This window comes from Bradyrhizobium sp. USDA 4506, assembly GCF_054058795.1.
In genome coordinates, this window is the sequence record NZ_JBSSBM010000002.1 from 6279677 (window position 1) to 6305262 (window position 25586).

22 protein-coding genes and 1 pseudogene are annotated in these 25586 nt (G+C 66.3%); 17 read left to right on the forward strand and 6 right to left on the reverse strand.

What is annotated here, in order from left to right:
• Positions 1–195: 195 nt before the first annotated feature.
• Together ACVIHF_RS31795 and ACVIHF_RS31800 are read left to right on the forward strand one after the other, a co-directional pair.
• Positions 196–597: a PTS sugar transporter subunit IIA gene (locus ACVIHF_RS31795; RefSeq protein ID WP_021076632.1), complete on the forward strand. Its 402-nt coding sequence runs from the start codon at positions 196–198 to the stop codon at positions 595–597.
• Complete coding sequence (locus tag ACVIHF_RS31800; protein WP_028335869.1) at positions 594–920, forward strand: HPr family phosphocarrier protein; 327 nt, start codon at positions 594–596, stop codon at positions 918–920. The genes ACVIHF_RS31795 and ACVIHF_RS31800 overlap by 4 nt, the downstream gene beginning before the upstream one ends.
• Before the next feature lie 161 nt (positions 921–1081).
• Here ACVIHF_RS31800 and ACVIHF_RS31805 read toward each other — a convergent pair whose 3' ends face one another.
• The gene (locus ACVIHF_RS31805) at positions 1082–2695 is read right to left on the reverse strand and encodes a glycosyltransferase family 39 protein (RefSeq protein ID WP_456793099.1); all 1614 of its coding nucleotides are present in this window, start codon (positions 2693–2695) and stop codon (positions 1082–1084) included.
• Positions 2696–2804: 109 nt separating this feature from the next.
• Positions 2805–2978, reverse strand: a complete 174-nt coding sequence (locus ACVIHF_RS31810) for a M15 family metallopeptidase (protein WP_456793100.1) — start codon at positions 2976–2978, stop codon at positions 2805–2807.
• 277 nt (positions 2979–3255) lie between these two features.
• On the opposite strand from ACVIHF_RS31810, the gene lepA reads away from it, so the two are divergent.
• The 6 genes from lepA (at position 3256) to ACVIHF_RS31840 (ending at position 11779) form a co-directional block, all read left to right on the forward strand.
• Positions 3256–5067: a translation elongation factor 4 gene (gene lepA / locus ACVIHF_RS31815; protein WP_057019506.1), complete on the forward strand. Its 1812-nt coding sequence runs from the start codon at positions 3256–3258 to the stop codon at positions 5065–5067.
• A gap of 100 nt (positions 5068–5167) precedes the next feature.
• Complete coding sequence (locus tag ACVIHF_RS31820; protein WP_172648920.1) at positions 5168–5500, forward strand: hypothetical protein; 333 nt, start codon at positions 5168–5170, stop codon at positions 5498–5500.
• A 253-nt stretch (positions 5501–5753) separates the two neighbouring features.
• Complete coding sequence (locus ACVIHF_RS31825) at positions 5754–6980, forward strand: MFS transporter (RefSeq protein WP_456793101.1); 1227 nt, start codon at positions 5754–5756, stop codon at positions 6978–6980.
• A 157-nt stretch (positions 6981–7137) separates the two neighbouring features.
• The gene (locus ACVIHF_RS31830; RefSeq protein WP_253606356.1) at positions 7138–8310 is read left to right on the forward strand and encodes an acyl-CoA dehydrogenase family protein; all 1173 of its coding nucleotides are present in this window, start codon (positions 7138–7140) and stop codon (positions 8308–8310) included.
• A 404-nt stretch (positions 8311–8714) separates the two neighbouring features.
• Complete coding sequence (locus tag ACVIHF_RS31835) at positions 8715–9632, forward strand: NADP-dependent oxidoreductase (protein ID WP_253606354.1); 918 nt, start codon at positions 8715–8717, stop codon at positions 9630–9632.
• A gap of 179 nt (positions 9633–9811) precedes the next feature.
• Positions 9812–11779 (forward strand): methyl-accepting chemotaxis protein, encoded by a 1968-nt coding sequence (locus ACVIHF_RS31840; protein WP_310883147.1) that lies wholly within the window; start codon positions 9812–9814, stop codon positions 11777–11779.
• Positions 11780–11800: 21 nt separating this feature from the next.
• Here ACVIHF_RS31840 and ACVIHF_RS31845 read toward each other — a convergent pair whose 3' ends face one another.
• Positions 11801–12712 carry a sterol desaturase family protein gene (locus ACVIHF_RS31845; protein ID WP_456793103.1) on the reverse strand — a complete coding sequence of 304 codons (912 nt, stop codon included), beginning with the start codon at positions 12710–12712 and terminating at the stop codon, positions 11801–11803.
• Between the two features lie 109 nt (positions 12713–12821).
• Here ACVIHF_RS31845 and ACVIHF_RS31850 point away from each other — a divergent pair, with 109 nt between their 5' ends.
• From ACVIHF_RS31850 to ACVIHF_RS31860, 3 genes are read left to right on the forward strand one after another with little or no spacing between them, the layout of a single operon-like run.
• Positions 12822–13427 carry a TetR/AcrR family transcriptional regulator gene (locus ACVIHF_RS31850; protein ID WP_253606348.1) on the forward strand — a complete coding sequence of 202 codons (606 nt, stop codon included), beginning with the start codon at positions 12822–12824 and terminating at the stop codon, positions 13425–13427.
• 11 nt (positions 13428–13438) lie between these two features.
• On the forward strand, positions 13439–14221 hold the full coding sequence (locus ACVIHF_RS31855; RefSeq protein WP_253606346.1) for a sulfite exporter TauE/SafE family protein: 783 nt from the start codon (positions 13439–13441) through the stop codon (positions 14219–14221).
• Between the two features lie 35 nt (positions 14222–14256).
• Positions 14257–14703: a DUF1801 domain-containing protein gene (locus ACVIHF_RS31860; protein WP_253606344.1), complete on the forward strand. Its 447-nt coding sequence runs from the start codon at positions 14257–14259 to the stop codon at positions 14701–14703.
• A gap of 219 nt (positions 14704–14922) precedes the next feature.
• On the opposite strand, the gene ACVIHF_RS31865 is transcribed toward ACVIHF_RS31860, so the two are convergent.
• Both ACVIHF_RS31865 and ACVIHF_RS31870 read right to left on the reverse strand, forming a co-directional pair.
• Positions 14923–16992: a putative bifunctional diguanylate cyclase/phosphodiesterase gene (locus ACVIHF_RS31865; RefSeq protein ID WP_456793104.1), complete on the reverse strand. Its 2070-nt coding sequence runs from the start codon at positions 16990–16992 to the stop codon at positions 14923–14925.
• A 487-nt stretch (positions 16993–17479) separates the two neighbouring features.
• Positions 17480–17917 (reverse strand): annotated as a pseudogene (locus ACVIHF_RS31870) (L,D-transpeptidase).
• Between the two features lie 195 nt (positions 17918–18112).
• On the opposite strand from ACVIHF_RS31870, the gene mepA reads away from it, so the two are divergent.
• The 6 genes from mepA (at position 18113) to ACVIHF_RS31900 (ending at position 23585) form a co-directional block, all read left to right on the forward strand.
• Positions 18113–19075, forward strand: a complete 963-nt coding sequence (mepA, locus tag ACVIHF_RS31875; RefSeq protein ID WP_253606338.1) for a penicillin-insensitive murein endopeptidase — start codon at positions 18113–18115, stop codon at positions 19073–19075.
• A gap of 131 nt (positions 19076–19206) precedes the next feature.
• A complete protein-coding gene (locus tag ACVIHF_RS31880) occupies positions 19207–19716 on the forward strand; it encodes a hypothetical protein (RefSeq protein WP_456793105.1) in 510 nt (169 codons plus the stop codon).
• A gap of 208 nt (positions 19717–19924) precedes the next feature.
• The gene (gene modA / locus ACVIHF_RS31885; protein WP_310883171.1) at positions 19925–20710 is read left to right on the forward strand and encodes a molybdate ABC transporter substrate-binding protein; all 786 of its coding nucleotides are present in this window, start codon (positions 19925–19927) and stop codon (positions 20708–20710) included.
• 4 nt (positions 20711–20714) lie between these two features.
• Positions 20715–21410 (forward strand): molybdate ABC transporter permease subunit, encoded by a 696-nt coding sequence (gene modB / locus ACVIHF_RS31890; RefSeq protein ID WP_057019516.1) that lies wholly within the window; start codon positions 20715–20717, stop codon positions 21408–21410.
• 103 nt (positions 21411–21513) lie between these two features.
• Complete coding sequence (gene modC / locus ACVIHF_RS31895) at positions 21514–22185, forward strand: molybdenum ABC transporter ATP-binding protein (protein ID WP_253606332.1); 672 nt, start codon at positions 21514–21516, stop codon at positions 22183–22185.
• Between the two features lie 95 nt (positions 22186–22280).
• Positions 22281–23585, forward strand: a complete 1305-nt coding sequence (locus ACVIHF_RS31900) for a hypothetical protein (RefSeq protein ID WP_456793106.1) — start codon at positions 22281–22283, stop codon at positions 23583–23585.
• 9 nt (positions 23586–23594) lie between these two features.
• Here ACVIHF_RS31900 and ACVIHF_RS31905 read toward each other — a convergent pair whose 3' ends face one another.
• The gene (locus ACVIHF_RS31905; RefSeq protein ID WP_456793107.1) at positions 23595–25388 is read right to left on the reverse strand and encodes a potassium/proton antiporter; all 1794 of its coding nucleotides are present in this window, start codon (positions 25386–25388) and stop codon (positions 23595–23597) included.
• Positions 25389–25586 lie beyond the last annotated feature (198 nt).

The following is a 25586-nucleotide window of genomic DNA, read 5'->3' on the forward strand; positions in this document are numbered from 1 at the left end:
CTTGCGGCCAATTGTGGGAAGGAAATTGGTAACCATATCACATCCACTATCGCGTCGGATTTTGCCGGCGCAGCCTCCCCTCTCTACCGCCAGGAACCGGGAGACTAGCCAAGATGCCCTCTTGCGCAGGGCCTCTGGATGGTCAAAGTGGCGCGTTCGTGCGGTGCACCAAAGGGCGCCCGCGAGGAGTTTCCGATGATTGGTCTAGTGCTGGTGACCCATGGGCGCCTTGCCGACGAGTTCAGAGCGGCGCTCGAACACGTCATGGGTCCGCAGAAACAAATTGAAGCGATTACGATCGGGGCCGAGGACGATTCCGATCTCTGTCGAAGCGACATCATCGAGGCGGTGAACCGCGTCGATAGCGGCGACGGCGTTGCGATCCTCACCGACATGTTTGGCGGCACACCGTCCAACCTTGCGATCTCCTGCATGAGCCGCCCGAAGGTGGAAGTGCTCGCAGGCATCAACCTTCCCATGCTGGTCAAGCTTGCCAAGGTTCGCGAGGAGCGTTCGCTGCCCGACGCGATCGCGATGGCCCAGGAAGCCGGCCGCAAATACGTCACCATCGCCAGCCGCGTTCTCGCAGGCAAATGAGCGACGAGGCCCCGGGCGGAAATCAGGTCGGCCCGGGCGTGCCAGCGGGCGCCATTTCCCGTGAACTCCTGATCGTCAACAAGCGCGGCCTGCATGCGCGGGCATCGGCCAAGTTCGTCCAGCTGGTCGAGCGCTTCAACGCCGAGATCTGGGTCACCCGCGGCACCGAGACCGTCGGCGGCACCTCGATCATGGGCTTGATGATGCTCGCCGCCGGGCCAGGCACCACGGTCGTGGTCTCGGCAAAGGGCGACGAAGCGCAGCAGGCGCTCGACGCCATCGCCGAGCTCGTCGCCAGCAAGTTCAACGAGGAAGGCACGTAAGGCAGTCACCTCTCACCTCGCCCCGCTTGCGGGGAGAGGTCGGATCGCATCGAACGATGCGATCCGGGTGAGGGGGTACAGGCCTATCGATAGATCGCCATCGCGGCGAGAGCCCCTCACCCCAACCCTCTCCCCGCAAGCGCGGGGCGAGGGAGCGACAGCTACTTCGCCGGCGGCACCAGATAGACCTTCCACACCGTCGACGGACCGGGATGGCCGTTGAAGAAGCGCATGGTGGTCATCACCAGCGGCTCGGCGTCCTTGGCGTGCTCCGCCATCCACGCCTCGCAGGGCTTCAGGAACACCGGATCGGTGGTGTCGCAGACGCCGATGAAGCCGAGACGCTTGGCTTCGTCGAGCGACGTCAGCCCCGACGACCAGGCTTCGCCCGGCACCAGCGATGCCGGATGATCCGGACTGTAGAACGTCATCGGCTCGCCGATATCGGACCGCGCGACGACCACGGCCCAGCGTGAATGGAATCTGTCCTGCCAGGTCTGGGTGAGTTCGCGCGCGAGCTCGGAGCGCGCGGCGTAGGTCGAGCCGCCGATATGGTTGGACGCGATCTCCTGCGTGGCGATGCTGGGCGCGGCGATCAGCGTGACGATCGTGGCCACGAACCAGATCGCGGTGATCGAGAACAGCGCCATGCGCGGGAAGCGAAGCGAGGGAATCGCGACCAGCGCAAGCGGCACCAGGAAGAACAGCGGGATGCCCCAATCGGTCTTGATATAGACGGTGAACGCCAGCGCGCCGAGCGGCGGCCCGATCGCGACGATCAGCTGGATGATCCAGACGTTGAGCGCCTGCGGAAGGTTGACGGCGGGATTGGGTCCGCGCGACCAGATCCGCGCCAGCACGTCCGACGGCCGCCACGGCACCGAGCCCAGCAGCAGCGCCACAAGGCCCAGCACGACGGGAATCGCGAGCAGCCCGACATTGTGCACGACATAGCCGATCACGAGCTGGACATTGAGTGCGCGGCTCGACAGTGCGTAGACGTCACCGGCATAGGTGAACGGCACGAAGTCCACCTCCTCCAGCCACACCAGATGCGGGATCATCGCCACCGCCATCGTGCCGATCGCAACCCATGGCGCCAGCGAGCGCAGGAATTGCGTCCGTTGCGGATGGATCAGCGCGGCCAGCCCGACGGCGCCGATCATCGTCACCACCCAGTACTTGGTCATCAGCGCCAGCATGCCGGCAAAGCCGAGCCAGAGACCCGATTTGAAGCTGCGCTTCTCGAACGCGTTCAGATAGGCCAGCACCAGCAGCGGCAGCGGCACCAGCTGCGCGAGATCGGCATTGTATTTGAAGCCCTTGAAATTGAAGATCGGGTAGAGCGCGAGCATCACCACCGTGAAGAACGCGCGGCGGCGATCGACGACGCGCAGCGCGATCAGCCAGCACACCACCAGCGCGAAGCTGACCGTCGTCATCGCAAGCGCATAGGTCGACCAGTTGGTGACGGGAAAAATCCTGAACCAGACCCCGGCGATCCAGCCCGACAGCGGCGGATGCTTGCCATAGCCAAGCAGGAAGCGCTGGCCCCAGGCATAGGCTTCCGCAACATCCATATGGATGTCCTGTGCGGCCTTGAGCTTGACCAGGATCAGCGTCCACAGCACCGCATGAACCAGCGCAAAGCCGATCACGAACCACAGGCTGGTGCTGGGATCGGTGGCGCGCGAGGCGATCCAGGCGGCGATCCGCCGGATCGTCAGCTTGCGGTTGGTGCGCCGGGCGGCGGGGAGCGTGGAGGCGGTCGACATGGCCTGTGCCTGAGGCATGCCCCGGAAAAGTGGAAAGCGGTTTCCCGGAAGGATCATGCCCGAATGGAAGCGGAAGCGCGATGAGTGCTCATCCGCATTTCAGCGCGCTTTAGCGCGTTTTTGTGGCCAGTGAAATCAGCTTGGCGTGAGAACGCCTCCAGCAAGCGGATTCACTTTCCGGGAAGTCCGGCCGGTACTCGAAATGCATGGTATCGTAGTGACACCATTTGCCGCCCCAGATGAAGCCGTGACGCACGAAGATGTCGACGATCTCGCGCAGCATCCGGTTCTCGTAGGGGATGGTCTTGCCGTGCCGGCCCACAGCCGGTCATCCCTGACTTTCAGGTTGAGGTCGATGGCGGCGGCGTAACCGTGCATGCTCGCCCGCCCGGTGTCGGCAACGCGAAAGACGATTTTCGGGCCGCCCGACCTGGCAGGAACATGCCGGGGAATCGGTCACGGCAACCCTGCCGGAAACGGCGCCGTGATTCGCCGTCACACCGCTGCAAAATACCGCAATTTGGTTGCCCGCGCGGGGGTGCGGATGCTATCCCGCGCCCATGACAACTGCCCCGATTTCGAACATCCGCAACTTCTCCATCGTCGCCCATATCGACCATGGCAAATCGACCCTTGCCGACCGCCTGATCCAGATGACGGGCGGCCTGTCGGATCGTGAAATGGCGGGCAAGGAGCAGGTGCTCGATTCGATGGATATCGAGCGCGAGCGCGGCATCACCATCAAGGCGCAGACCGTCCGGCTGAACTACCGCGCCAAGGACGGCAAGGATTACATCTTCAACCTGATGGACACGCCCGGCCATGTCGACTTCGCCTACGAGGTCTCGCGGTCGCTGGCGGCCTGCGAGGGTTCCCTGCTCGTGGTCGACGCCAGCCAGGGCGTCGAGGCGCAGACGCTCGCCAATGTCTATCAGGCGCTCGACAACAATCACGAGATCGTGCCGGTCCTCAACAAGGTCGACCTGCCGGCGGCCGAGCCCGAGAAGGTCAAGCAGCAGATCGAGGACGTGATCGGCATCGATGCGTCCGACGCGGTGATGATCTCGGCCAAGACCGGCGTCGGCGTGCCCGACGTGCTGGAGGCGATCGTCACCCGCCTGCCGCCGCCGAAGGGCGACCGCGACGCGACCCTGAAGGCGCTGCTGGTCGACAGCTGGTACGACGTCTATCTCGGCGTGGTCGTCCTGATCCGCGTCGTCGACGGCGTGATGAAGAAGGGGAGCCGCATCCGCATGATGGGCACCGGCGCCGCCTACGACATCGAGCGCGTCGGATTCTTCACGCCGAAGATGGAGCAGGTCGAGGAGCTCGGCCCCGGCGAGATCGGCTTCATCACCGCGGCGATCAAGGAAGTCGCCGACACCCGCGTCGGCGACACCATCACCGATGACAAGAAGCCGATCAGCGAGATGCTGCCGGGCTTCAAGCCGGCGATTCCGGTCGTGTTCTGCGGCCTGTTCCCGGTCGATGCCAACGACTTCGAAACGCTGCGTGCGGCGATGGGCAAGCTGCGGCTCAACGACGCAAGCTTCTCCTACGAGATGGAAACCTCCGCCGCGCTCGGCTTCGGCTTCCGCTGCGGCTTCCTCGGCCTGCTGCATCTGGAAATCATCCAGGAGCGGCTGTCGCGCGAATTCGACCTCAATCTGATCGCGACCGCGCCGAGCGTGATCTACAAGATGAAGCTGACCGACGGCACCGAGCTCGAGATCCACAATCCGGTCGACATGCCCGACGTGGTCAAGATCGCCGAGATCGAGGAGCCGTGGATCGAGGCGACGATCCTCACGCCCGACGAATATCTCGGCAGCGTCTTGAAGCTGTGCCAGGACCGCCGCGGCTCGCAGAAGGAGCTCACTTATGTCGGCTCCCGCGCGATGGTGAAATACGACCTGCCGCTCAACGAGGTGGTGTTCGACTTCTACGACCGCCTGAAGTCGGTCTCCAAGGGCTACGCCTCGTTCGACTATCATCTGACCGACTACAAGCCGGCCGACCTGGTCAAGATGCAGATCCTGGTCAACGCCGAGCCCGTCGACGCGCTGTCGATGCTGGTGCATCGCACCCGCGCCGAAGGCCGCGGCCGCGCCATGGTCGAGAAGATGAAGGAGCTGATTCCGCCGCACATGTTCCAGATCCCGATCCAGGCGGCGATCGGCGGCAAGGTGATCGCGCGCGAAACCGTCCGCGCGCTGCGCAAGGACGTCACCGCGAAGTGCTACGGCGGCGACATTACGCGCAAGCGCAAGCTTCTGGAGAAGCAGAAGGAAGGCAAGAAGAAGATGCGGCAGTTCGGCAAGGTCGACATCCCGCAGGAAGCCTTCATCGCCGCGCTCAAGGTGGACAGCTGAGGCGGCGCTAGCGGCGCGACTGTTGCCCATTCTTGTCCCAGCAACAAAACGCACCATGATTTGAATCGCCACTGCATCGCGCTCCGACTAGACTGCGATCATGTTGCGCATCCTGTCCCTCCTTATCGTCATCCTCGCACTGCTGCAGCCGGACCTGAGCTCCGCCGCCTCCTCGAAGAAGCGGCACGGCAGCACGCGCTGGCATGGCTATGGCTTCCTGCCCGGCTACCGGCAGCCGCCGAACCAAACCATTCCGGTGTTCGGCCCGCGCGGCGCCGCCCGCGGCTACCCGGACTATTCGCCGCAATATTGGTATGGCGGGGACTGGTACTATTTCGGCCGCCCCGGATTCTACCGCGGCCGCTACAATGGCGGCAGTTTTGGCCCGTGCTGGACCTGGACGCCGATCGGACGCGCCTGGCAGTGCGGCTAGAGCGTTTTCGAGCGAAGTGGCTCCCGGTTCGCGTGAAGAAAACGCGTCAAAGCAAGAATCTAGAGCCCCGTTCCGATTCTATCGGAACGGAAAAGGCTCTAGCTGCGCGTCGCTGCGACATCTTGCGCATGCAAGGCCCAATCCGCTGATCCCGGAATGAGAGGCATGTTGCCCGTCATGTTGCCCCTGGACCTCAGATAGGCCAGCATCCTCCCTGCGCGCACCACAACAAACAACAGCGCCGGGGAAACGCATGAGCAAGGCCGCTCGGTTGGATTATGGCTGGGTCGTCGTCGGCGCGGGCGCGCTGATGACCTGCGTCGGCTTCGGCACCATGCTGTCGCTCGCGGTGTTCCTGCAGCCGATCTCGGATGCGATGGGCTGGTCGCGCGCCGGCATCTCGGCGGCGGCGACGCTGGATTTCCTCTGCATGGGTTTTGCGGCGTTCGCCTGGGGCGCGCTGTCCGACCGCTTCGGTACCCGCATCGTGGTGCTGGCGGGCAGCCTGTTGCTAGGGCTTGGCTTAGTGACGGCGAGCCAGGCGCAAAGCCTGTGGCAATTCCAGCTCTGCTTTGGCGTGCTGATCGGAATCGCGGCCGGCAGCTTCTATGCGCCGATGATGGCGCTCGCCAGCGCCTGGATCGACAAGCATCGCAGCCTCGCGGTCGCGCTGGTGTCGGCCGGCATGGGCGTGTCGCCGTTGACCGTCGCGCTGTCGGCAAGCTGGCTGATCACGGCCTATGACTGGCGCTTCGCGATGCTCGTGATCGGCATCGCCGCATGGGCGCTGTTGATCCCCGCGTCGTTCCTGGTGCGCCCGGCGCCGCAGGGAACGGACGTCGCAATCCCGACCGCCGCGAACGCGCCGCAAACCGAATGGACCGCGGCGCAGGCGCTGCGTACGCCGCAATTCATCACGCTGGCGCTGGCGCATTTCGCCTGCTGCGCGGCGCATTCGGGCCCGATCTTCCACATGGTGTCCTACGCCATGGTGTGCGGCATCGCGCCGCTCACCGCGGTCACGGTCTACAGCCTCGCCGGCTTCTCCGGGCTCGGCGGCCGGCTGCTGCTCGGCGTGCTCGCCGACCGGCTCGGCGCCAAGCCGGTGCTGGTCGGCGGCCTCCTGGTGCAGGCGCTGTCGATCGCGACCTATCTCGCGGTGGCGCAGCTCGGCGAGTTCTACGCGCTGTCTGTCGTGTTCGGGCTCGCCTATGGCGGGGTGATGCCGCTCTACGCCGTGCTGGTGCGCGAGTTCTTCGGCGCGCGCATCATGGGCACGGTGTTCGGCGCGGTGTCGGCCTTCGCGAGCCTCGGCATGGCGCTCGGGCCGTGGGCCGGCGGTTACGTGTTCGACACGTTCCACGGCTATACGTGGCTGCACGCCGGTTCCTTTGCGATCGGCCTTGCAGCGGTGGCCGTGGCGCTGAGCTTTTCCACCAAGCGCCAGCCGTCGCTCGATCTCGGCCGCGCCGCCGCCTGAGCGCGGATGCGTTCGTCGCACTCTCGCACACACAGCCGATGGATAGCTGATCTGCATCGGCGCCGTCCCGCCTTGCCTTCCCTTGCCCTCTCCTGCCGGATGAGCCACCATCGCCCGGCCTGCCCAACAAGAATGACAGAAGGCGCCGAGGACACGCATGAACAAGCCGCAGGGATTCGACCTTGTCGAGCGGGCGCGCGCGCTGGCGCCGCTGATCACGAGTGAAGCCGACGAGATCGAACGGACACGGCGACTGACGCCATCCGTCACCGCGGCACTGGTCGAGAACGGGCTGTATCGCGCGCTGCTGCCGAAGCGTTTTGGCGGCGCCGAGGCGACACTGGACGCCTTCATGCAGATGCAGGAGGAGATCGCCAAGGCCGATGCATCGACCGCCTGGTGCCTCGGCCAGTGCAGCGTCTGCGCCATGACCGCGGCCTATCTCGAGCCCGACGCGGCCCACGAGATCTTCAACACCGCGCCCGGCATCCTGGCCTGGGGCGCGATCGCCCATGAGGTCCGTGCGGAGCCCGGAGGCTATCGCGCCAGCGCGCGCTGGGATTTCGCCTCGGGCTCGCGGCAGGCGAGTTGGCTCGGCGCCCATGTCCGCGTCGTCGAGGCCGACGGCTCACCGCGCAAGAAGGCCGACGGTTCGCCGGAGATCCGCACCATCCTGTTCCCGATGTCGTCAGCGACAATGTATGACGTCTGGGACGTGATCGGTCTGAAAGGCACCGGCACCGATTCCTACTCGGTCGACAACCTCTTCATTCCGGAGCAGTTCGCCGCGCTGCGCGACGATCCCGCCGCGTGCCGCGAGCCGGGGCCGCTCTACAAGCTCTCCACCAACATGGTGTTCAGCATGGGCTTTGCCGCCACCTCGCTCGGCGTCGCGCGCGCCATGCTGGACGCAGCGACCGAGCTTGCCCGCGGCAAGACCCCGCAAGGCCTCAAGGCGATGCGCGACAACAACGCCGTGCAGGGCCAGATCGGCCGCACCGAGGCGAGCCTGCGCGCCGCGCGCGCCTATCTGTACACGACGGCCCGCGACGTCTGGAGCGATCTCGTCCGCGGCGATCCGATCACCGAGGCGCATCGCGTCGCGATCCGCATCGCCTCGACCTGGACCATCCACCAGTCGGCCGCGGTGGTCGACATCGCCTATCACATGGCGGGGGCAACCGCGGTGTTCGCCAAGAACCCGTTCGAGCGGCGGTTTCGCGACATGCACGCGATCGCGCAGCAGATCCAGGCCCGCGACACCCAGTACGAGGATGCCGGCAAGGCGATTTTGGCAGGCAATCTCGGCGCTCCGCCGACGACGCGCTGAAGCGCGAAGACGTCAGATTGAGCCAGGACGCGTACTCATAAGTCCGCTGTGTCGGCTCTGCTCCCTAAAACACGACATCGCCGGGTAATCATGGCATGTCGGCTTTGGGCCAACAGTGGGCATGACGACTGGCGGCCCTCGCAATCTGAATTCTGTCCCCGACTGTGCAAAATGGATTCTGTCGACTGCCCGGATTTTTCAGCGGTGCGGTAACGCATTGAGCTCGCAGAGGGCAGCCGTCGCGCTTGGTACAGCCAAAATTCGCAATCTTGGTGCTGTTTTATGAGCAGGCGCGGCGCATCTATTCGTTCGTACTAAGCGACCGAACTGCCTTGGCAGTTCTTGGATAGTCGGCGCGTCCGCGCGCTCTGCAGCAGTTCCACCAAGAGACAAGGAGTATTCCCATGAAGGCCATCGTTGTAACGGACCAAGCCGCGGGAACGGCCGGGATGAAGCTGGTGGACAGGCCCGAGCCGCAGGCAGCGATAAACGACGTCGTCGTTCAGGTTTATGCGTCGAGATTTGTCCCGACTGAGCTGGCGTGGCCCTCGACCTGGACCGATCGCCTCGATCGTGACCGAACACCGTCGATCCCGGGGCACGAGCTGGCCGGAGTGGTCACCGCTCTCGGATATGGCACTACAGGGCTATCGGTGGGACAGCGGGTGTTCGGTCTAGCGGACTGGTATCGCGACGGCACGCTGGCCGAGTATGTGGCGATCGAGGCGCGCAACCTCGCGCCGCTACCGGGCGACGTCGACTTCACAATGGGTGCAAGCCTTCCGGTCTCGGGCCTGACGGCATGGCAAGGACTATTTCAGCACGGCCGCCTCCAGGCGGGGCAGAGCGTCCTCGCACACGGCGCGGCCGGCGCAGTCGGGTCGATGGTGACGCAACTCGCGCGAGAGGCCGGCGCGTATGTGATCGGCTCCGGGCGGTCCGCCGACCGTCAGACTGTGCTCGACTTCGGCGCGCAGGAGTTCGTCGATCTCGACAACGACGCCCTTGAGGACGTCGGCAAAGTCGATCTGGTGTTCGACGTCATTGGCGGTGAAATCCAGAAGCGGTCGGCAAAACTGATTCGAGGCGGAGGAACGCTGGTGACGATCGTTGGGCCGGCCGAGGCGCGACCCTCCGACGGCCTGGCGGTCGACTTCGTCGTCGAGTCCGATCGTTCCCAACTGACTGAGATCGTCCAGCGGGTGCGGGACGGACGCCTGCGGACGAACATCGGCAACGTCACGACTCTCGACGAGGCCGTCGCTGCCTTGAATCCGACCGGTCGACGCAAAGGGAGTACGATCATCCGCGTTCGCCCCTGAGTGACACATGCCTATTGATGCGCGCAGCCGGCCGGCCCTGTCAGGCCAGACGTTGAACAGTACGAAAGTAGCACCGGCGGCCATGGTCGCGGCACGAATACCGGCGGCGCAACATCCGGTTGTTAAGCTTTTTCTGCGACTTTGCGGACGGCGCTAATGCCTGGAGTTTCGCTGGTCCCATGTTCACGCTTCGATCGATTGCCGCCCGCCTGATTCTGGCGATTTCGCTGACTGTCGCGGTCGCCTGCGCCATCCTCGGCGGCTTCTCCATCAGCCAGCAGCGGGCGCTGACGCGGCTCGCGCTCGATCAGCAGCTCAAGCTGCAATATGACAGCGTGATTGCGGCGATCGACTACGAGGGGCGCGCCGCGCTTGCGGTCTCGGCTGTCATCGCCGCCCTGCCGCCGGTCGAAGATGCTATCGCCAAGGGCGACCGCGACGGCCTCGGAAGGCTGCTCGGCGCCTCCTGGGCAGCGATGAAGGCGCAGGGCATCCCGCTGATCTCGTTCTGGCAGCCCCCGGCAACTGGCTTCTACCGGGTCCACGCGCCGAAGGTATTCGGCGACGACGCCTCGACGCGGCGCACCACGGTGGTGGAATCGAACAGGACCGGCAAGCCGATCGTCGGCGTCGAGCCCGGCCGCGAAGCGCTTTCGATCTTCGGCATGACCCCGATCATGCACGAGGGCAAGACGCTGGCCAATGTCGACGTCGGCGCCGCCTTCGGCAAGGAATTCGTCGACCGCGCCAAGAAGCGCTTCGGCATCGACCTCGCGGTGCACTCCTTCGACGGCCAGAGCTTCAAGCGGCTGTCCTCGACCTTCGGCGACACCGTGGTCGCGACCCAGGACGAGCTCAAGCGTGTGATGAACGGTGCGGCCCTGCTGCGCGACGCCGTTCTCGACGGCCATGCGGTCGAGCTCTATCTCGGCCAGATCAAGAACTACGCCGGCGAACCGGTCGCCGTGCTCGAGATCGTCAAGGACACCAGCGACTATGAAGCCGCCGCCGCGAGCGCGCAGCGCAATCTGATCCTCGGCGTGATCGCGATCATGGCCGCCGCCGTGCTGCTCGCGTTCCTGCTCGGCCGTGGCCTGTCGCGGCCGCTCACCGCGATCACCGCGGTCATGAACCGCCTGTCCAGCGGCGACACCAGCGTCACCATACCCGGCAGCGAGCGCCGCGACGAGCTCGGCACGATGGCGAAGGCGGTCGATGTGTTCCGCCGCAGCATGGTCGAAACCTCCTCGCTGCGCGAGGCGCAGGAGGCCGACAAGGTGAAGGCGGAGGCCGACAAGCAGGCCTTGCAGCGGCAGATGGCCGATCGTTTCGAAGCCGACGTCAAGGGCATGGTCGCCGCCGTCGCGCGGTCCTCGGGCGACATGCAGCGCGTCGCGGGCGAGATCACCGCCAGCGTCAACGGCGCCTCCGAACGGACCTCGGCGGCAGCCGCCGCGTCCGAGGAAGCATCCGCCAGCGTCAATGCGGTCGCAGCCGCAACCGAGGAGCTGGCGTCCTCGATCACCGAGATCGGCCGCCAGGTCACCCATTCCAGCCGCGTCGCCGACAGCGCCGTGACCAAGGCCATGGAGACCACCGAGATGGTGACGAGCCTCGCCGCATCGGCAGAGAAGATCGGCGACGTGCTGCGCCTGATCAGCGCGATCGCGAGCCAAACCAATCTGCTGGCCCTCAACGCCACCATCGAGGCCGCACGCGCCGGCGAGGCCGGCCGCGGCTTTGCCGTGGTCGCTGCCGAGGTGAAGGACCTGGCGAGCCAGACCGCGAAGGCAACCGAGGAGATCGCTGGCCAGGTCGGCGCGATCCAGTCCGCCACCGGCAACTGCGTCAGCGCGATCGGCGACATCAGCGGCACCATCCGCGAGATCTCGGGTATCGCCACCGCGATCGCGGCCGCCGTCGAGCAGCAGGACTCGGCGACGCGGGAGATTGCCCGCAGCGTGCAGCAGGCGTCCACCGGGACCGTCGAGGTCTCCGCCAATATCGCGGGCGCGAGCGAGGCCGCCGGCCAGTCGCGGGCCCTCACCGGCAATGTGCTGGATACGTCCGGCCAGCTCGGCGATCACGCCGCCGCGCTGTCGCACAGCGTCGACACCTTCCTCGCCGGACTGCGCAACGCCGCCTGAGCGGCGGCGCCGGGCTTCAAGTCATGGCCAGGGCAGCACGGGCGGCGGAGCGGACCGGTCGGACTTGTCGTCCGGCCGAGCGTCGACCCGCCCCCAATCGCGCATGAACGGCATCTTGAGCAGGCCGCGCAGCGACTGCTTCTCGGGATCATCGAAGCCATCGAGACCGTAGCGCAGCTCCGCGAAGCGCGGACCACGATTATAGGTGCCGCCGAGCCGGTCCCAGATCGAGAGCAGGTTCGAATAATTGCTGTCGGTCTCCGGCTGATGACGCGAATGATGCATCTTGTGCATGTTCGGCGTCACGAACATGAGCCGCAGCCAGCGGTCGAGCCGCTCGGGCAGGCGGATATTGGCGTGCTCGAACTGGGCGTTCAGCGCCGACAGCGTCAGATAGCTGACCAGCACCCAGGCCGGCGTTCCGAACACGACCACGCCGGCGATGTGCCAGCCGATCCGCCACAGCGTCTCGCCGGGATGCTCGCGGAAGGCCGTGGTGACGTCGACGAAGCGGTCGGCATGGTGCATGCGGTGGAAGCGCCACATCCAGCCGAGCTTGTGCATGGAGACGTGGGCGAAATAGGCGAACAGGTCGAGCCCGATGATGCCGAGCAGGAGCTGGTTCAGAGGTGACAGGCCGAGCCAGTGCGACAGGCCGAATTTCGCGTCCAGCGTCCATTGCGCGGCCAGCGGCGACAGCGGGCTGAGCAAAAGGTTCACGCCGACGAAAATCACGGTGATAGCGGCGTTGCGGCCGATATTGCGCAGCCGGTCGCTGCGGCCATAGCTGAATAGCGGAAACGCGGCCTCGAACAGCAGCACGATCGCGAACGACGCAAGCAGGAACGCGATCCGCGCACCGGTCGACGGCAGCTCGACATGAGCCATCTCAGCCGCGCCCGGATGCCACAGAAGCTTTGCAAAGCCGATCATGCCGACAGCCCTCCCCTCTTTACAAAACGAATATTCGTTCTTTATAGTGACGGCGAATGATCGTCAAGCCCGCCGCATCGGCCGGCCGCGACCTGTCAAGGACCCGACAATGCCGAAGGTGAAACCCGAGACCCTGGCGATCCGCCGCGAGGAGATTTTGCAGGCCGCGGAGATCTGCTTTGCCCGCCAGGGGTTTCACCAGACCACGATCCAGGACGTGATCAAGCAGTCCGGGCTCAGCGCCGGCTGCATCTACGGGCATTTCACGGGCAAGGAGGAGCTGATCCAGGCGATCGGCGAAAGCCGCCATGGCCGCGACAGCGCGCTGCTGGCGCTTGAGGGTCCACCGGACGACGTGTTGCAGAGCCTGCGCTCGATCGCCCGCGGCTTTCTCGGCGACCTGCAGAAGGAAGAAGGCCTGCGCGCCCGCCGCGTCGCGTTGCAGCTCTGGGCGGAGGCGCTGCGCGACGACGTGGTCCGCGACCAGGTGGTGAGCGGAATTCGCCAGCCGATCGCCCTGATCGTGGACCTGCTGCGGCGCGGCCAGAAGAGCGGCGCGATCGACCGCGGCGTGCAGCCGCGCGGCGCGGCGCGGGCAATGGTCGCGATGTTCCAGGGCATCGTGCTGCAACGGCTGTGGGGCGAAACCGTCTCGACCGCGGAGGCGATGCACGCCTTCGACATCTTCCTTGCCGGCCTTGCCGCCAGGCGCTGACGGGGGATGCGGTGATCGTCCACGACCTCCTCGCCGGCATCGGCACGGGCCTCGCCGGCGGTCTGACCGCCGGGCTGCTCGGCGTCAGCCCCGGCGGCGGACTGGTCGTGTTCTCGGTGCTGCTGCTCGGCGCCGGGCAGCACGTCGCGCAAGGCATCTCGCTGGTCGCGCAGGTGCCGCCGACCAGCCTCACCGGGATCCGGCGCTATTGGCAGAGCGGCAACCGCACACCGTTGCGCTGGATCGCGCTCTTGACAGTCGGCTTCGTCGCCGGCGGCGCGGCCGGCGCACTCGCCGCCAACCATGTCGTTGAGTCCGCGCTGCGCTGGACCTACGTGGCATATCTCGTCGTGCTCGACGCGATGCTGATCCTGCGCGGCGGACGTGACCAGGCGAAGCACGACGACAAGGGCACCGCGCGCGAAATATCCTGGCCGGCGCTGCTCATTGTCGGGCTGCTGGCGGGCCTGTCGTCGGGCTTTCTCGGCATCGGCGGCGGACTGGCGACCGTAGTGGGCTTAAGCGCCGTGCTCGGGGTGCCGCAGCATCAGGCGCAGATGGCGAGCCTCGTGATGTCGCTGATCCCGACCACGATCCCCTCGGCCTGGATCTATTGGAGCGAGGGCTCGCTGGCGTCCTGGCCGGTGCTGGCGGGCGTGATCGTCGGCCTGCTGGCCGGCACCGATCTCGGCGCCCGCGCCGCCAACCGCATCGACCGCGCGCGGTTACGCAGCGCGATGATCGTCTTCGTCTCGCTGATGGCGGTCTATATGACCTTCAAGGCGCTGTGGTAGATAGATCTAGGTACGTCCTCCTCACGGAGCCCATTATGCGCAAGCCGGCAACATCGACCAGCAAGGCGGCGCGACGGCCGCACACCAAACCGGCAGCTGCGCTGTTCGACGCGTACCCTGCCCCGGTCAAAGCCAAGCTGCTGGCGCTGCGGCGGCTGATCTTCGAGACCGCGAAGGCAACCAAAGGCGTCGGCGCGCTGGAAGAGACATTGAAGTGGGGCCAGCCGAGCTACCTCACGCCGGAGACCGGCAGCGGCAGCACGGTCCGGATCGATCAGGTGAAGCCGGCTGCCGACCAGGTCGCGGTCTACTTCCACTGCCAGACCAATCTGGTCGAGACCTTCCGCGAACTCTATCCCGAGCTCAGCTACAGCGGCAACCGCGCCATCCTGCTCGATGTCGCGGGCAAGCTGCCGGAGCCCGCGCTGCGCCACTGCGTGGCGCTGGCGCTGACTTATCATCTCAACAAGAAAGAATCGTAGGGCGTGAAGGCGACGGCGGTGCGCTCCCTCTCCCCGTTCTTACGGGGAGAGGGTTGGGGTGAGGGGCCGTCTCCGCACATTCGGTAATAGCTGCGTTCGCGGAGAATCCCCCTCACCCGGAACGCATCTAACGATGCGTTCCGACCTCTCCCCGCACGCGGGGCGAGGTAAGGGGAGCCCGACGCTCGATCGAGGTAACATCTCTGCCTCTAGGCTCCACTACGCCACCAGCGCCGTCGCGACGCGCTGCGCCTTCAGCAGGCTGATGACCTCGGCGTTCGGCCGGGCGCGGCTGAACAGAAAGCCCTGGCCCTCGTGGCAACCCTCGGCGCGCAGGCGGCTCAACTCCGCCTCGGTCTCGACGCCCTCGGCGGTGATGGTGACGCCGAGCCCGATGCCGAGACTGACGATCGAACGCACGATCGCCTGCGCGTCCGGGTTCGCGCCGAGGTCGCGCACGAACGACTGGTCGATCTTGATCTTGTCGAACGGAAAGCTGCGCAGATAGCTGAGGCTCGAATAGCCGGTGCCGAAATCGTCCATCGACATCCGCACCCCGAGCGCGCGGAGCGCATGCAGCGTCGCCAGCACCTGGCTGCTCTTCTCGAGCAGCAGCGTCTCGGTGATCTCGAGCTCGAGCCGCCGCGCCGGCAGGCCGGATTGCCGCAGCGCGTCGGTGACCAGCGCCAGCAGGTTGCCGGTACGGAATTGCAGCGGCGACAGGTTGACCGCAACACGCACGTCATCCGGCCATTGCGCCGCGTCCATGCAGGCGCGATGCAGCATCAGCGCGCCCAGCGGATTGATCAGCCCGGTCTCCTCGGCCACCGGGATGAACTCGCCCGGCGAGATCATGCCGCGCTCCGGATGCGGCCAGCGCACCAGCGCCTCGAAGCCGGTGATGCGCCCGGTCGCAAGATCGACCAGCGGCTGGTAATAGGGCCGCAGGCCTTCGTTCTGGATCGCATCGCGCAGGTCGATCTCGATCTTGCGGCGGCTCTGGGCACGCGCGTCCATCTCCGCCTCGAAGAAGGAGAAGGTGCCGCGGAATTCGCTCTTGGCGCGCGACAAGGCCATGTCGGCGCTCTTCAGGAGCTTTTCGGAATCCTCGCCGTCACCGGGCGACATCGCGATCCCGATGCTGGCGCCGATCACCACCGAATGCCCCTCGAGCAGATAGGGCTCGCCGATCGCGTCCAAGATCCGCCGCGCCAGCAGCACCGCGTCCTCGGGCCGCATCACGCCGCCCTGCACGATGGTGAACTCATCGGAGTTGAGACGGGCCAGCGCGTCTTCCTCGCGCAACGTCGAGCGCAGGCGCTTGGCGACCGCGCGCAGCAGCTTGTCGCCGATGGCGTGACCGAGCGTCTCATTGACCGCCTTGAAATTGTCGAGACCCAGCATCAGCACCGCAACCTTGTCGGTCGAGCGGCGGGTGTGCTGCAGCATCTCGTCCATCTGCTGGCGCAGCAGATTGCGGTTGGGCAGGCCGGTCAGGCTGTCGTGCTGGGCCATAAAGGCGAGCCGCGCCTCGGCGCGCTTGCGTTCCGTGATGTCCATCAGCGCGAGCAGCATCGCCGGCTGGTCGCCATGCATCAGCTGGCGCGAATAGATCGCAAGGTCGATCAGCGTACCGTCGGCGCGTACATGCTTCCAGGTCCGCGCCGCCTGCTCGTCGCTGCTGCGGCCTGCCGCCCAAGGCAGCTCGGCATCGAACGCCTGCAGGCTCCTGATCGTCATCCGCTCGAATTCGGCGCGGACATAGCCGTAATGCGCGATCGCGGCGTCGTTGACCGCGAGGATCCGCTCGCCGTCGAGCGCGCACAGGATCATCGGCACCGGATTGCCGTCGAACAGCAGGCGGAACGACGCCTCGCGCTGCTTCAGTTCAGTGATGTCGACGCGCAGGCCGACGATGCCGCCATCTGCGGTCAGCCGCTCCTCGATCAACACCACGCGGCCGTCGGCCAGCACCTGCTCGTGCCGCTCGCCGGGCTGGTACATCTTCCTGAGCCGTTCGGCGATCCACTCTTCCTCGCGGCCGGCAGCCTCAGGATAGTCGCCGCGCGCGACACCGATGCGGATGGTGTCTTCGAGGCGCGCGCCGTGCTCGAACAGGTCGGAGCTGCGCTTGTAGATTTCCGAGTATTTCTTGTTCCAGAGTGTGTAGCGGCCTTCCGGATCCAGGAACACGATGCCCTGCGGCAGGATGTCGATCGCCTCACGCAGCCGCGCGTTGGATTTGCGCGCCTCGGCGATCGCGGCCTCGGCCTGCGCGCGCTGGCGCACCAGTTCGCCGATCTCGACCGCGGGGGCGGCGCGATCTGCCCGACACTTTCGGCATCGGTGTGGGACGACGGCCCCGAGGACGGGACAGTTTGGCCTGGTTCGGTTTCTTGGTGTTTTTCTTCGGCCGCATCATCGGTATCGCACGCCCCACGCGCATTCCAGTTCGGCGATATATCTGCGATAAGTCTCTGAAAAATTGGTATCTCTTGGCGAGTAGCTGCGCTGCCTGAGAAGCCCTTGCATGCCTGCTTTGCAGGCGAATTCACGCCGGGCGCGAGTTCGTTTCCGGTGGGCCAGCGGCGCACGGCACAGATTCGCAGCATGGAAGCGCCGGCGCTTGGTGAAGGAAGCGTAAACCGGCGCGCGATTGCACAATGAATGCGCCGAAGACGCTTCAAGCGCACCAATGTTTGTCAGCGTGCGGCAGGGTTATCGTGCGGTTAATCCGCGGTGCGCCTCAGCCTTCGCATTTTTGCCGGATCATACCTTAGTTGGTGATCTCAATCCGCGTGCCGCCGCGGCCGTTGCGCTCGACCAGCCCATAGAGCATTGCGGCGTGCGAGGGATGCAGGCGCACGCAGCCATGCGAGGCCGGCCCGCCAAGGCGCGTGAGTTCGTATGTTCCATGGATGGCAAAGCCGCGGTGGAAGAAGATCGAGTGCGGCATCGGCGAGTTATAGTACTTCTTCGAGTATCAGCGGCGCGCCAGCATCTGCGGACGAAAGACTCCACTCGGCGTGCCATAGCCGCGGCGGCCGGTCGACACCGGCCAGTTGTAGCGTCTCGCGCCGTCGACGCTGACCGCCATGCGCTGCGACGATTTATCGATGTGAACGACGACGTCGGCCCGCGCCGGCGAGAGCGCCAAAATCGGCGCGGCAATCGTGGCGGCAAACGCCAGCCGTACGCACGATACGCTTGTCACAATAACGCCTACCCTGAAATTATTGCGGACATGATGTCGCCCACAACGTGCGCTTGTAAAGTGGCGTGGCTCACATCGGAGCCTGGAAGCCGCGGGTAATCTTAATCCACCCTGTGGGCGATCAAGCGAATGGGATGAAAGCGCGGTCCGCCTGCTCCGAATCCATGCTAGCCTTGCGCCGACAGAGTGATCCGAATGACACCCCGCCTGCGTCTGTTCCCACTCCTGATCTTAGCCGTCGTCGCCTGCACCATCTCCGCGCGGGCGCAGGACAGGGGCTCGCTCAATCCACAGCCGCTGCCGCCGCTCGCCAACCCCAACGATCCAAAGATCGGGGCGAAGCAGCTGTTCGCGCGCAAGGTGCTGCCGGCGGCGTTGCCGACCCGGTCGATCGGCGGCTACACCAAGGGTTGTCTCGCCGGCGCCGCGCAGATGCCGCTCAACGGCGAGACCTGGCAGGTGATGCGCCTGTCGCGCAACCGCTACTGGGGTCACCCCAACATGATCGCGCTGCTGAAGCGGCTTGCGGCCAACGCGCACAAGGACGCCGGCTGGCCGGGCATCCTGGTCGGCGATATCGGCCAGCCGCGCGGCGGCCCCGCGCTCTCCGGTCATGCCAGCCACCAGATCGGACTCGACGCCGACATCTGGTTGACGCCGATGCCCGATCGCAAATTGTCGCGCGAGGACCGCGAGGAGATGTCGGCGGTGATGATGGTGCGCGACGACCGGCTCGACATCGATCCGCGCGTCTTCACGCCGGGCCACGTACTCGTTATCCGCGACGCGGCGCGGGAGCCGGCGGTGCAGCGCATCTTCGTCAATCCCGCGATCAAGAAGGCGCTGTGCCGCGAGGCCACGGGCGATCGCGGCTGGCTGTCGAAGATACGGCCGTGGTGGGGCCACGACTACCACTTCCACATTCGCATGCGATGTCCGTCCGGCAGCCCGACCTGCGAGAGCCAGAAGGCGCAGGCGGAGGGCGAAGGCTGCAAGCCGTCCGATCTCGCCTTCTGGTTCAAGGATTCGGTGCTGCATCCGAAGCCTCCGCCGAAGCCGCCGAAACCCCGCCCGCCGATGACGCTGGCGCAGATGCCGGCTGACTGCAGGACGGTGCTGAACGCCCCCGACGCCAAACAGCAGCTGCCAGGGCAATGACATCTTCGTCAGGCGGCTATGCCGGCCGGCTCGAACTGCGATATGATCTCGTGCCGTCGCGCCGTAAGCGCGTTCGGGCGATGGATCGGGGCGGCTGATCTATTCTATCCGTCATCATGAATGGACCAGACATGCGCAAATCGCTCCTCGCCGCATCGCTCGTGCTCGTCTCGACCTCCGCTGTCGCGGCGGAGGAGCCGAGCGGCTGTGACAAGTTCAAATGGTCGATCGACCGTGCGCGCGCCGCGCTGACCGCACCCAATCGTGCCCGGGTCGTATCGGGAAGCGAGCAGACGGCGCTGCCGGCGACCGCGATCACGCTGGCGCTGGTGGCCCCCGGCGACGCCAAATTGCCGACCCCGCCGGAGCGCGCGCCGAAGGAAGGCACCTTCGCCGGCTTCACCAACTTCAAGGCCGCGCCGAAGGCCGGGCTCTATACCGTCAGCCTGTCGGCCGGAGCCTGGGTCGACCTGGTGCAGGACGGGCATCTCCTGAAGCCCAAGGCGTTCAGCGGCGCGACCGATTGCGACGGTATCCGCAAGACCGTGAAATATGACCTCGCCGCCAGCCCCTTCGTGCCGCAGGTCAGCGGCTCAAAAGAGAACTCGCTGTCGATCGCGATCCAGCCGGCGGACGAATAGGACGAGCGGTTAGACAAACGGTCGCCTTTACCGTAAGCCCCAGCCTGCTATGTTTGCAGTGCGATATCCCTGAGGACCGTAAGTCCATCGGGGACCAGCGGAACAGCGCTTCCGTTCGTCGCAGGCCAGACCCCAACCCAACGCCTGATTTGCGCGCGATCGTTCGCGCGCGAACCCGCACGGAGCGCTTTCCATGCCACGACTTTCAATTTCAAGGCTTGCCGGACTTTTCACCGCCTTCGTCATCCTGCTCGGCGCGCTGCATTCGCCCGCGAGCGCGGAGGACAAGACGCTCACCGTGTTTGCCGCCGCCTCGATGAAGAACGCGCTCGACGACATCGATGCAGCCTATACCGCCAAGACCGGCGTCAAGATCACCGCCAGCTATGCCGCGAGCTCGGCGCTTGCCAAGCAGATCGAGCAGGGTGCGCCGGCCGACGTCTTCGTCTCCGCCGACACCGACTGGATGGACTATGCGATCAAGCAGAAGAACATCAATGAGCAGACGCGGATGAACCTGCTCGGCAACTCGATCGTGCTGATCGCGCCGAAGGATTCCAAGATCGACAACGTCAACATCGGACCGGGCTTCGATCTCGCCAAGCTCGCCGGCGACGGCAGGATCGCGACCGGCGACGTCAAGGCGGTGCCGGTCGGCAAATACGCCAAGGCCGCGCTGGAGAAGCTCGGCGCCTGGCAGGCGGCCGAGCCGAAATTCGCGATGGCCGAGAGCGTGCGCGCCGCGCTGACGCTGGTGGCGCGCGGCGAAGCCGTGCTCGGCATCGTCTACTCGACCGACGCCAAGGTCGAGCCGGGCGTCAAGATCGTCGGCACCTTCCCGGCCGACACCCATCCGGCCATCATCTATCCGGTCGCGGCGACCACGACCGCGAAGCCGGAGACCGCCGAGTACCTTGCCTTCCTGCGCTCGTCCGCGGCGAAGACGATCCTCGAGAAATACGGCTTCAAGTTCCTGATCAGCCCGACGACCTAAGCACGTGTTCGAGATCTCGCCGACCGAATGGACGGCGATCCTGCTGTCGCTGCGGGTCGCCGTTATCGCAACACTGGTGGCGACCCCGTTCGGGGTAGCGCTCGCCTGGCTGCTGGCGCGGCGCGATTTCTGGGGCAAGTCGCTGCTCGATGCCGCCGTGCATCTGCCGCTGGTGCTGCCGCCCGTCGTCACCGGCTATTTGCTGCTGTTGACCTTCGGCAAGCGCGGCCTGGTCGGCGGCTGGCTGGCCGACCATCTCGGCATCGTGTTCGCATTCCGCTGGACCGGCGCGGCGCTCGCCTGCGGCGTGATGTCGTTTCCGCTCCTGGTGCGCCCGATCCGTCTCTCGATCGAAGCGGTCGACCGCCGGCTCGAGCAGGCGGCCGAGACACTCGGCGCCGCGCCCTGGCGGGTGTTCGCAACCGTGACGCTGCCGCTGGCGCTGCCCGGCGTGCTGGCCGGCATGGTACTCGGTTTTGCCAAGGCGATCGGCGAGTTCGGCGCGACCATCACCTTCGTCTCGAACATTCCCGGCGAGACCCAGACCATTTCGTCGGCGATCTATTCGCTGATCCAGACGCCGGATGGCGACCCCGCCGCCGCGCGGCTCGTGATCATCTCGATCGTGCTCGCGGTCGGCGCACTGGTCGCGGCTGAAGTGTTCGCGCGTCGCGCCACCGCGCGCCTGCATGGGCAATAGAGCATGATCCGGAAAAGTGTGAAGCGGTTTTCCGAAGAGGTCATGCTCAAACAAGGAGCTAAAGCGCGATGACGATTCAACTCAATCTCATCGCGCTTTAGCCATGCTGCGCGTCGACATCACCAAGCAGCTCGGCGAGTTCTCGCTTGCGGCCTCGTTCAGCAGCGAGGGCCGCGTCACCGGCCTGTTCGGCGCGTCCGGCTCCGGCAAGACCTCGCTGATCAACACCATCGCGGGACTGTTGCGTCCCGACCGCGGCACCATCGTGATCGACGGCGAGACCGTCGACGATACCGCGACCGGCATCCACGTCCCGAGCTGGCGCCGCCGCATCGGTTACGTGTTCCAGGACGCGCGGCTGTTTCCGCATCTCGATGTCCGCCAGAACCTCGACTACGGCCGCCGCATGAACGGCCTCACCGAAGATCCCGCCCAACACCGGCGCGTCGTCGACCTGCTCGACATCGGCGCCCTGCTCGACCGCCGTCCCGGAAAGCTCTCCGGCGGCGAGCGCCAGCGCGTCGCGCTCGGCCGGGCGCTGCTGTCCAAGCCGCGGCTGCTGCTGCTCGACGAGCCGCTGGGGGCGCTCGACGAAAGCCGCAAGCTCGAGATCCTGCCCTATCTGGTCCGGCTGCGCGACGAGGCCGGCGTCCCGATGGTCTATGTCAGCCACGACGCGGCCGAGCTGCGCCAGCTCGCCACCCAGATCGTGATGCTGCGCCGCGGCCAGGTGACCGCGTTCGGCGGTGTCAAGGTGCTGACGGCGGGCGGGTAGCTGGCCGTTTTTCCGAAAGTCGGCATAAGATAGCCTATCTTGTCTGCTAGGCCCGCGTCGGGGACGTCCGATCGGGGATGGGGAAGGGTGAATTTGTGCGACTGACTGGCTGGGTGTTGCTGCTGATCGGCGGGCTGCTGTGCGCCACGATTTCGTGGGCCGCGCTCGGCTTCCTGCTGATGGGCGTCGGCCTGATCGCGCTGCAGGTCGACGAGCGGCGCCGGCGTCCGGCCGATGCTGCCGTGCCGGCCGGCGCCTCGGGATTTACCCCGCCTCGCCTCAGCGACGGGCTGCAGCCGCCGACCCTCGACCCGATCGCAGGCCAGGATACCGGGCAGCGTCAGCCGCGCCGGGTGGCCTGGCCCGACAAGAAGGGGGACGCGGCTTACGACCGGGAGACTTACGACCGGGAGGCCTGGCGCCGGCTTGTCGACAGCGATCCCGACCTCGCCCAGATCGCCAATGTGCTCGCCGATTACGGCCCGCAATATGTCGACGAGCTGGCGGCGAGCTATCTGGCCGCACCCGACAAGGGCCGCCTGGCGGCGATTGTCGACGGCATCATCGCGCGCGCCGGGGACGGTCAGCCGATCCCGCCGCCGCCGGCACCAGTCGAAGCATCTCGGCCGCCACCGCTGCCGCCCCCGCCGCAGCCAAAGCCGGTGATCATCCCTGCCGCCAAGCCGGCGGCTTCGCCAAGCAATCGCGCAAACGCTCTCGAAGCGTCCCTGCTCGCCACGGTCGAGGAGGCGTCCGCCAAGATGGCCGCCGAACGCGCGGGTCTCTTCAAGCCTGCCAAGGAGCCTGGAAAGGAGCCGGGCAAGGCCACCGACGGCCGGCCGCAGGCGGCGATCCAGCGGGAACCGCTGTTCGGTCGCGCAACCCGGGACGCGAAGCCCGCCGGGCCGCCGCCGGTGCCGGTCACACCGCCGCCGATGCCGGCTACACCGCCGCCCATGCCGGCCGACACGCCCGCCGCCCTCGAAGCATCGTTGATCGCCGCCGTCAGCGAGGCCGCCGCCCGGCGCGCGGACGCCCCCAAGGATGCGTCGAAGGACGCGTCCAAGGATGTGTCCAAGCCGGCACCGGAGTCAGCGCCGCCGGCGAGGCGCGAGCCCGAAATCCGCGCGGTCGCGCCCACTCCACCGACGCCACCTCCGCCGGCTCCCGCTGCGCCCGCCACGACGCCAGCTGCGACGACACCACCTGCGAAGACAGCGGCCGACAATCTCGACGAGACGCTGCTCGCGGCGCTGGCCGAGATTTCCGGCCAGAAAATCAAGGGCGAAACCAAGCCGGACGCGGTGTCCAAGGGCTCATCCGGTCCGCCGGCCAACGACGGGCTGTCCGACATGATCAGGAAGTTCGCACCGGATTCGAACTTCCTGCGCAAGACCTAACGGCGCGGCTCAGACCCCCGCCACCGACGCCCAGATGTCGGCGAGCTTGCGCTTGACGATCTGCATTCGCGTTTGCGGCGCGACCTTCTCCTCTTCCTCCGGCAGGCGCAGGCCGACCACGTTGACGCGGCCGCCGCTGATGCTGCGCGCCACCAGCACGATCTCGTCGAGCGCCAGTTCGGCCCCTTCCTTCGGCGCGCGGTCGAGATTGATGTCGAAATAGTCGGCGAGCGTCAGCTTGGCCTGGTGCTCGTCGACCTTGACGCCGTAGATCTCGGCGAGCTCGCCGAGCGTATGCTCCGCCGACACCATGAAGTCGCCGAGCAGATGAGGATCGGGCGCGCTCGACGGCGCCATGTCGACGAAGAAGCGGTCGAGCGCCTCGGCGCGCTGCGGCGGCGCCAGCAAATAGATGTAGTCGCCGGGCGCGACCGGATCGGCCTCGGTCGGCGTCAGGATCCGCTCGTCGCGGATCACCAGCGTCGGCTTCGACCAGGACGGGATCAGCCCGCGACGGAAATACAGGCTCTTCGGCCGCACCGGATAGCCGACCAGCTGCTGCTCGAGCTGGCCGGGCAAATCGAGCTCGACGCGGCGCGGGCCGCGTTCGGCGCGCGGCAGCGCGACGTGCAGCCGCCGCGCCGCCGGCGCCAGTGTCCAGCCCTGCAACAGCAGCGAGATGATGACGACGACGAAGGCGACGTCGAAATAGAGATAGGCCTTCGACAGGCCGACCAGCATCGGAATCGAGGCGAGGAAGATCGCGACCGCGCCGCGCAGGCCGGTCCAGGCGATGAAGACCTTCTCCCGCCAGTTGAACTTGAACGGTGCGAGGCAGATCAGCACCGCCAGCGGCCGCGCCACCAGCATCAGCGCGAACGCCACCAGCACCGCGCCGCCGGCGCTGGAGAGCAGGCGATGCGGCGAGACCAGGAGGCCGAGCAGCACGAACATCACGATCTGCGCCAGCCAGGTCGCGGCGTCGAGGAACGTCACCACCGAATTATGCGCGCGGGTCGGCCGGTTGCCGATGATGATACCGGCGAGATACACCGCGAGAAATCCCGAGGCATGCACGATCTGCGAGCCGCCGAAGATCACCAGTGCCGCCGTGGTGACGAACGGCGCATGCAGGCCCTGCGGCAGCGCTACATAGTTCAGCGCGATCACCACCAGCCGGCCGCCGATCACCCCGATGATGGCGCCGAACACCGCCTCCTGGATGAACTCCAGCGCGATGTGCGAGGCCGAGCTCTGGCCGATCGAGATGAACTCGACCAGCATCAAGGTGAGGAAGATCGCGAACGGATCGTTGGTGCCGGATTCCGCCTCCAGCGTCGCGCCGACGCGTGGGCGTAGCCGCAGACCCTGGGTGTGCACCAGCAGGAACACGGCAGCCGCGTCGGTCGAGGCCACGACGGCGCCGACCAGCAATGACTCGGTCCAGTTGAGGTCGAGCACGAAACGGGCGACCGGCGCTGTGATCAGCGCGGTCAACAGCACGCCGGCGGTCGCCAGCACCATCGAGGGCACCAGCACGGTGCGGATGCTGGCAAACCGCGTCTTCAATCCGCCGTCGAACAGGATCAGCGCCAGCGCCACCGAGCCGACCAGATAGGTGGTGCGGACGTCGTCGAACTGCAGCCGGCCGGGGCCGGAATCGCCCGCCAGCATGCCGACCAGCAAGAACACCAGCAGCAAGGGAGCGCCGAACCGCAAGGCCAGCAGGCTCGACAGGATGCCGGCCATCACCAGCACCGCACCGAGCAGGATCGCTATACTGACGGAGTCGAGGGATGCCATGCGCCTTCGGAGGTCTCAAATACTTGCAATTGCATCCTTATCGTCGCCACACTGGGACGCCAACCGATTTCTGCCATAAGCGGCAATGTGCCCGGTCTCATCAGCCCTAGGTCGCCCCGACACTGTGTTGTATCGATGGTCGCGTGCGCGCCTTTGTGGGATTCTGCCTGCGCATTCGAATCACATTTGGCTGACCCG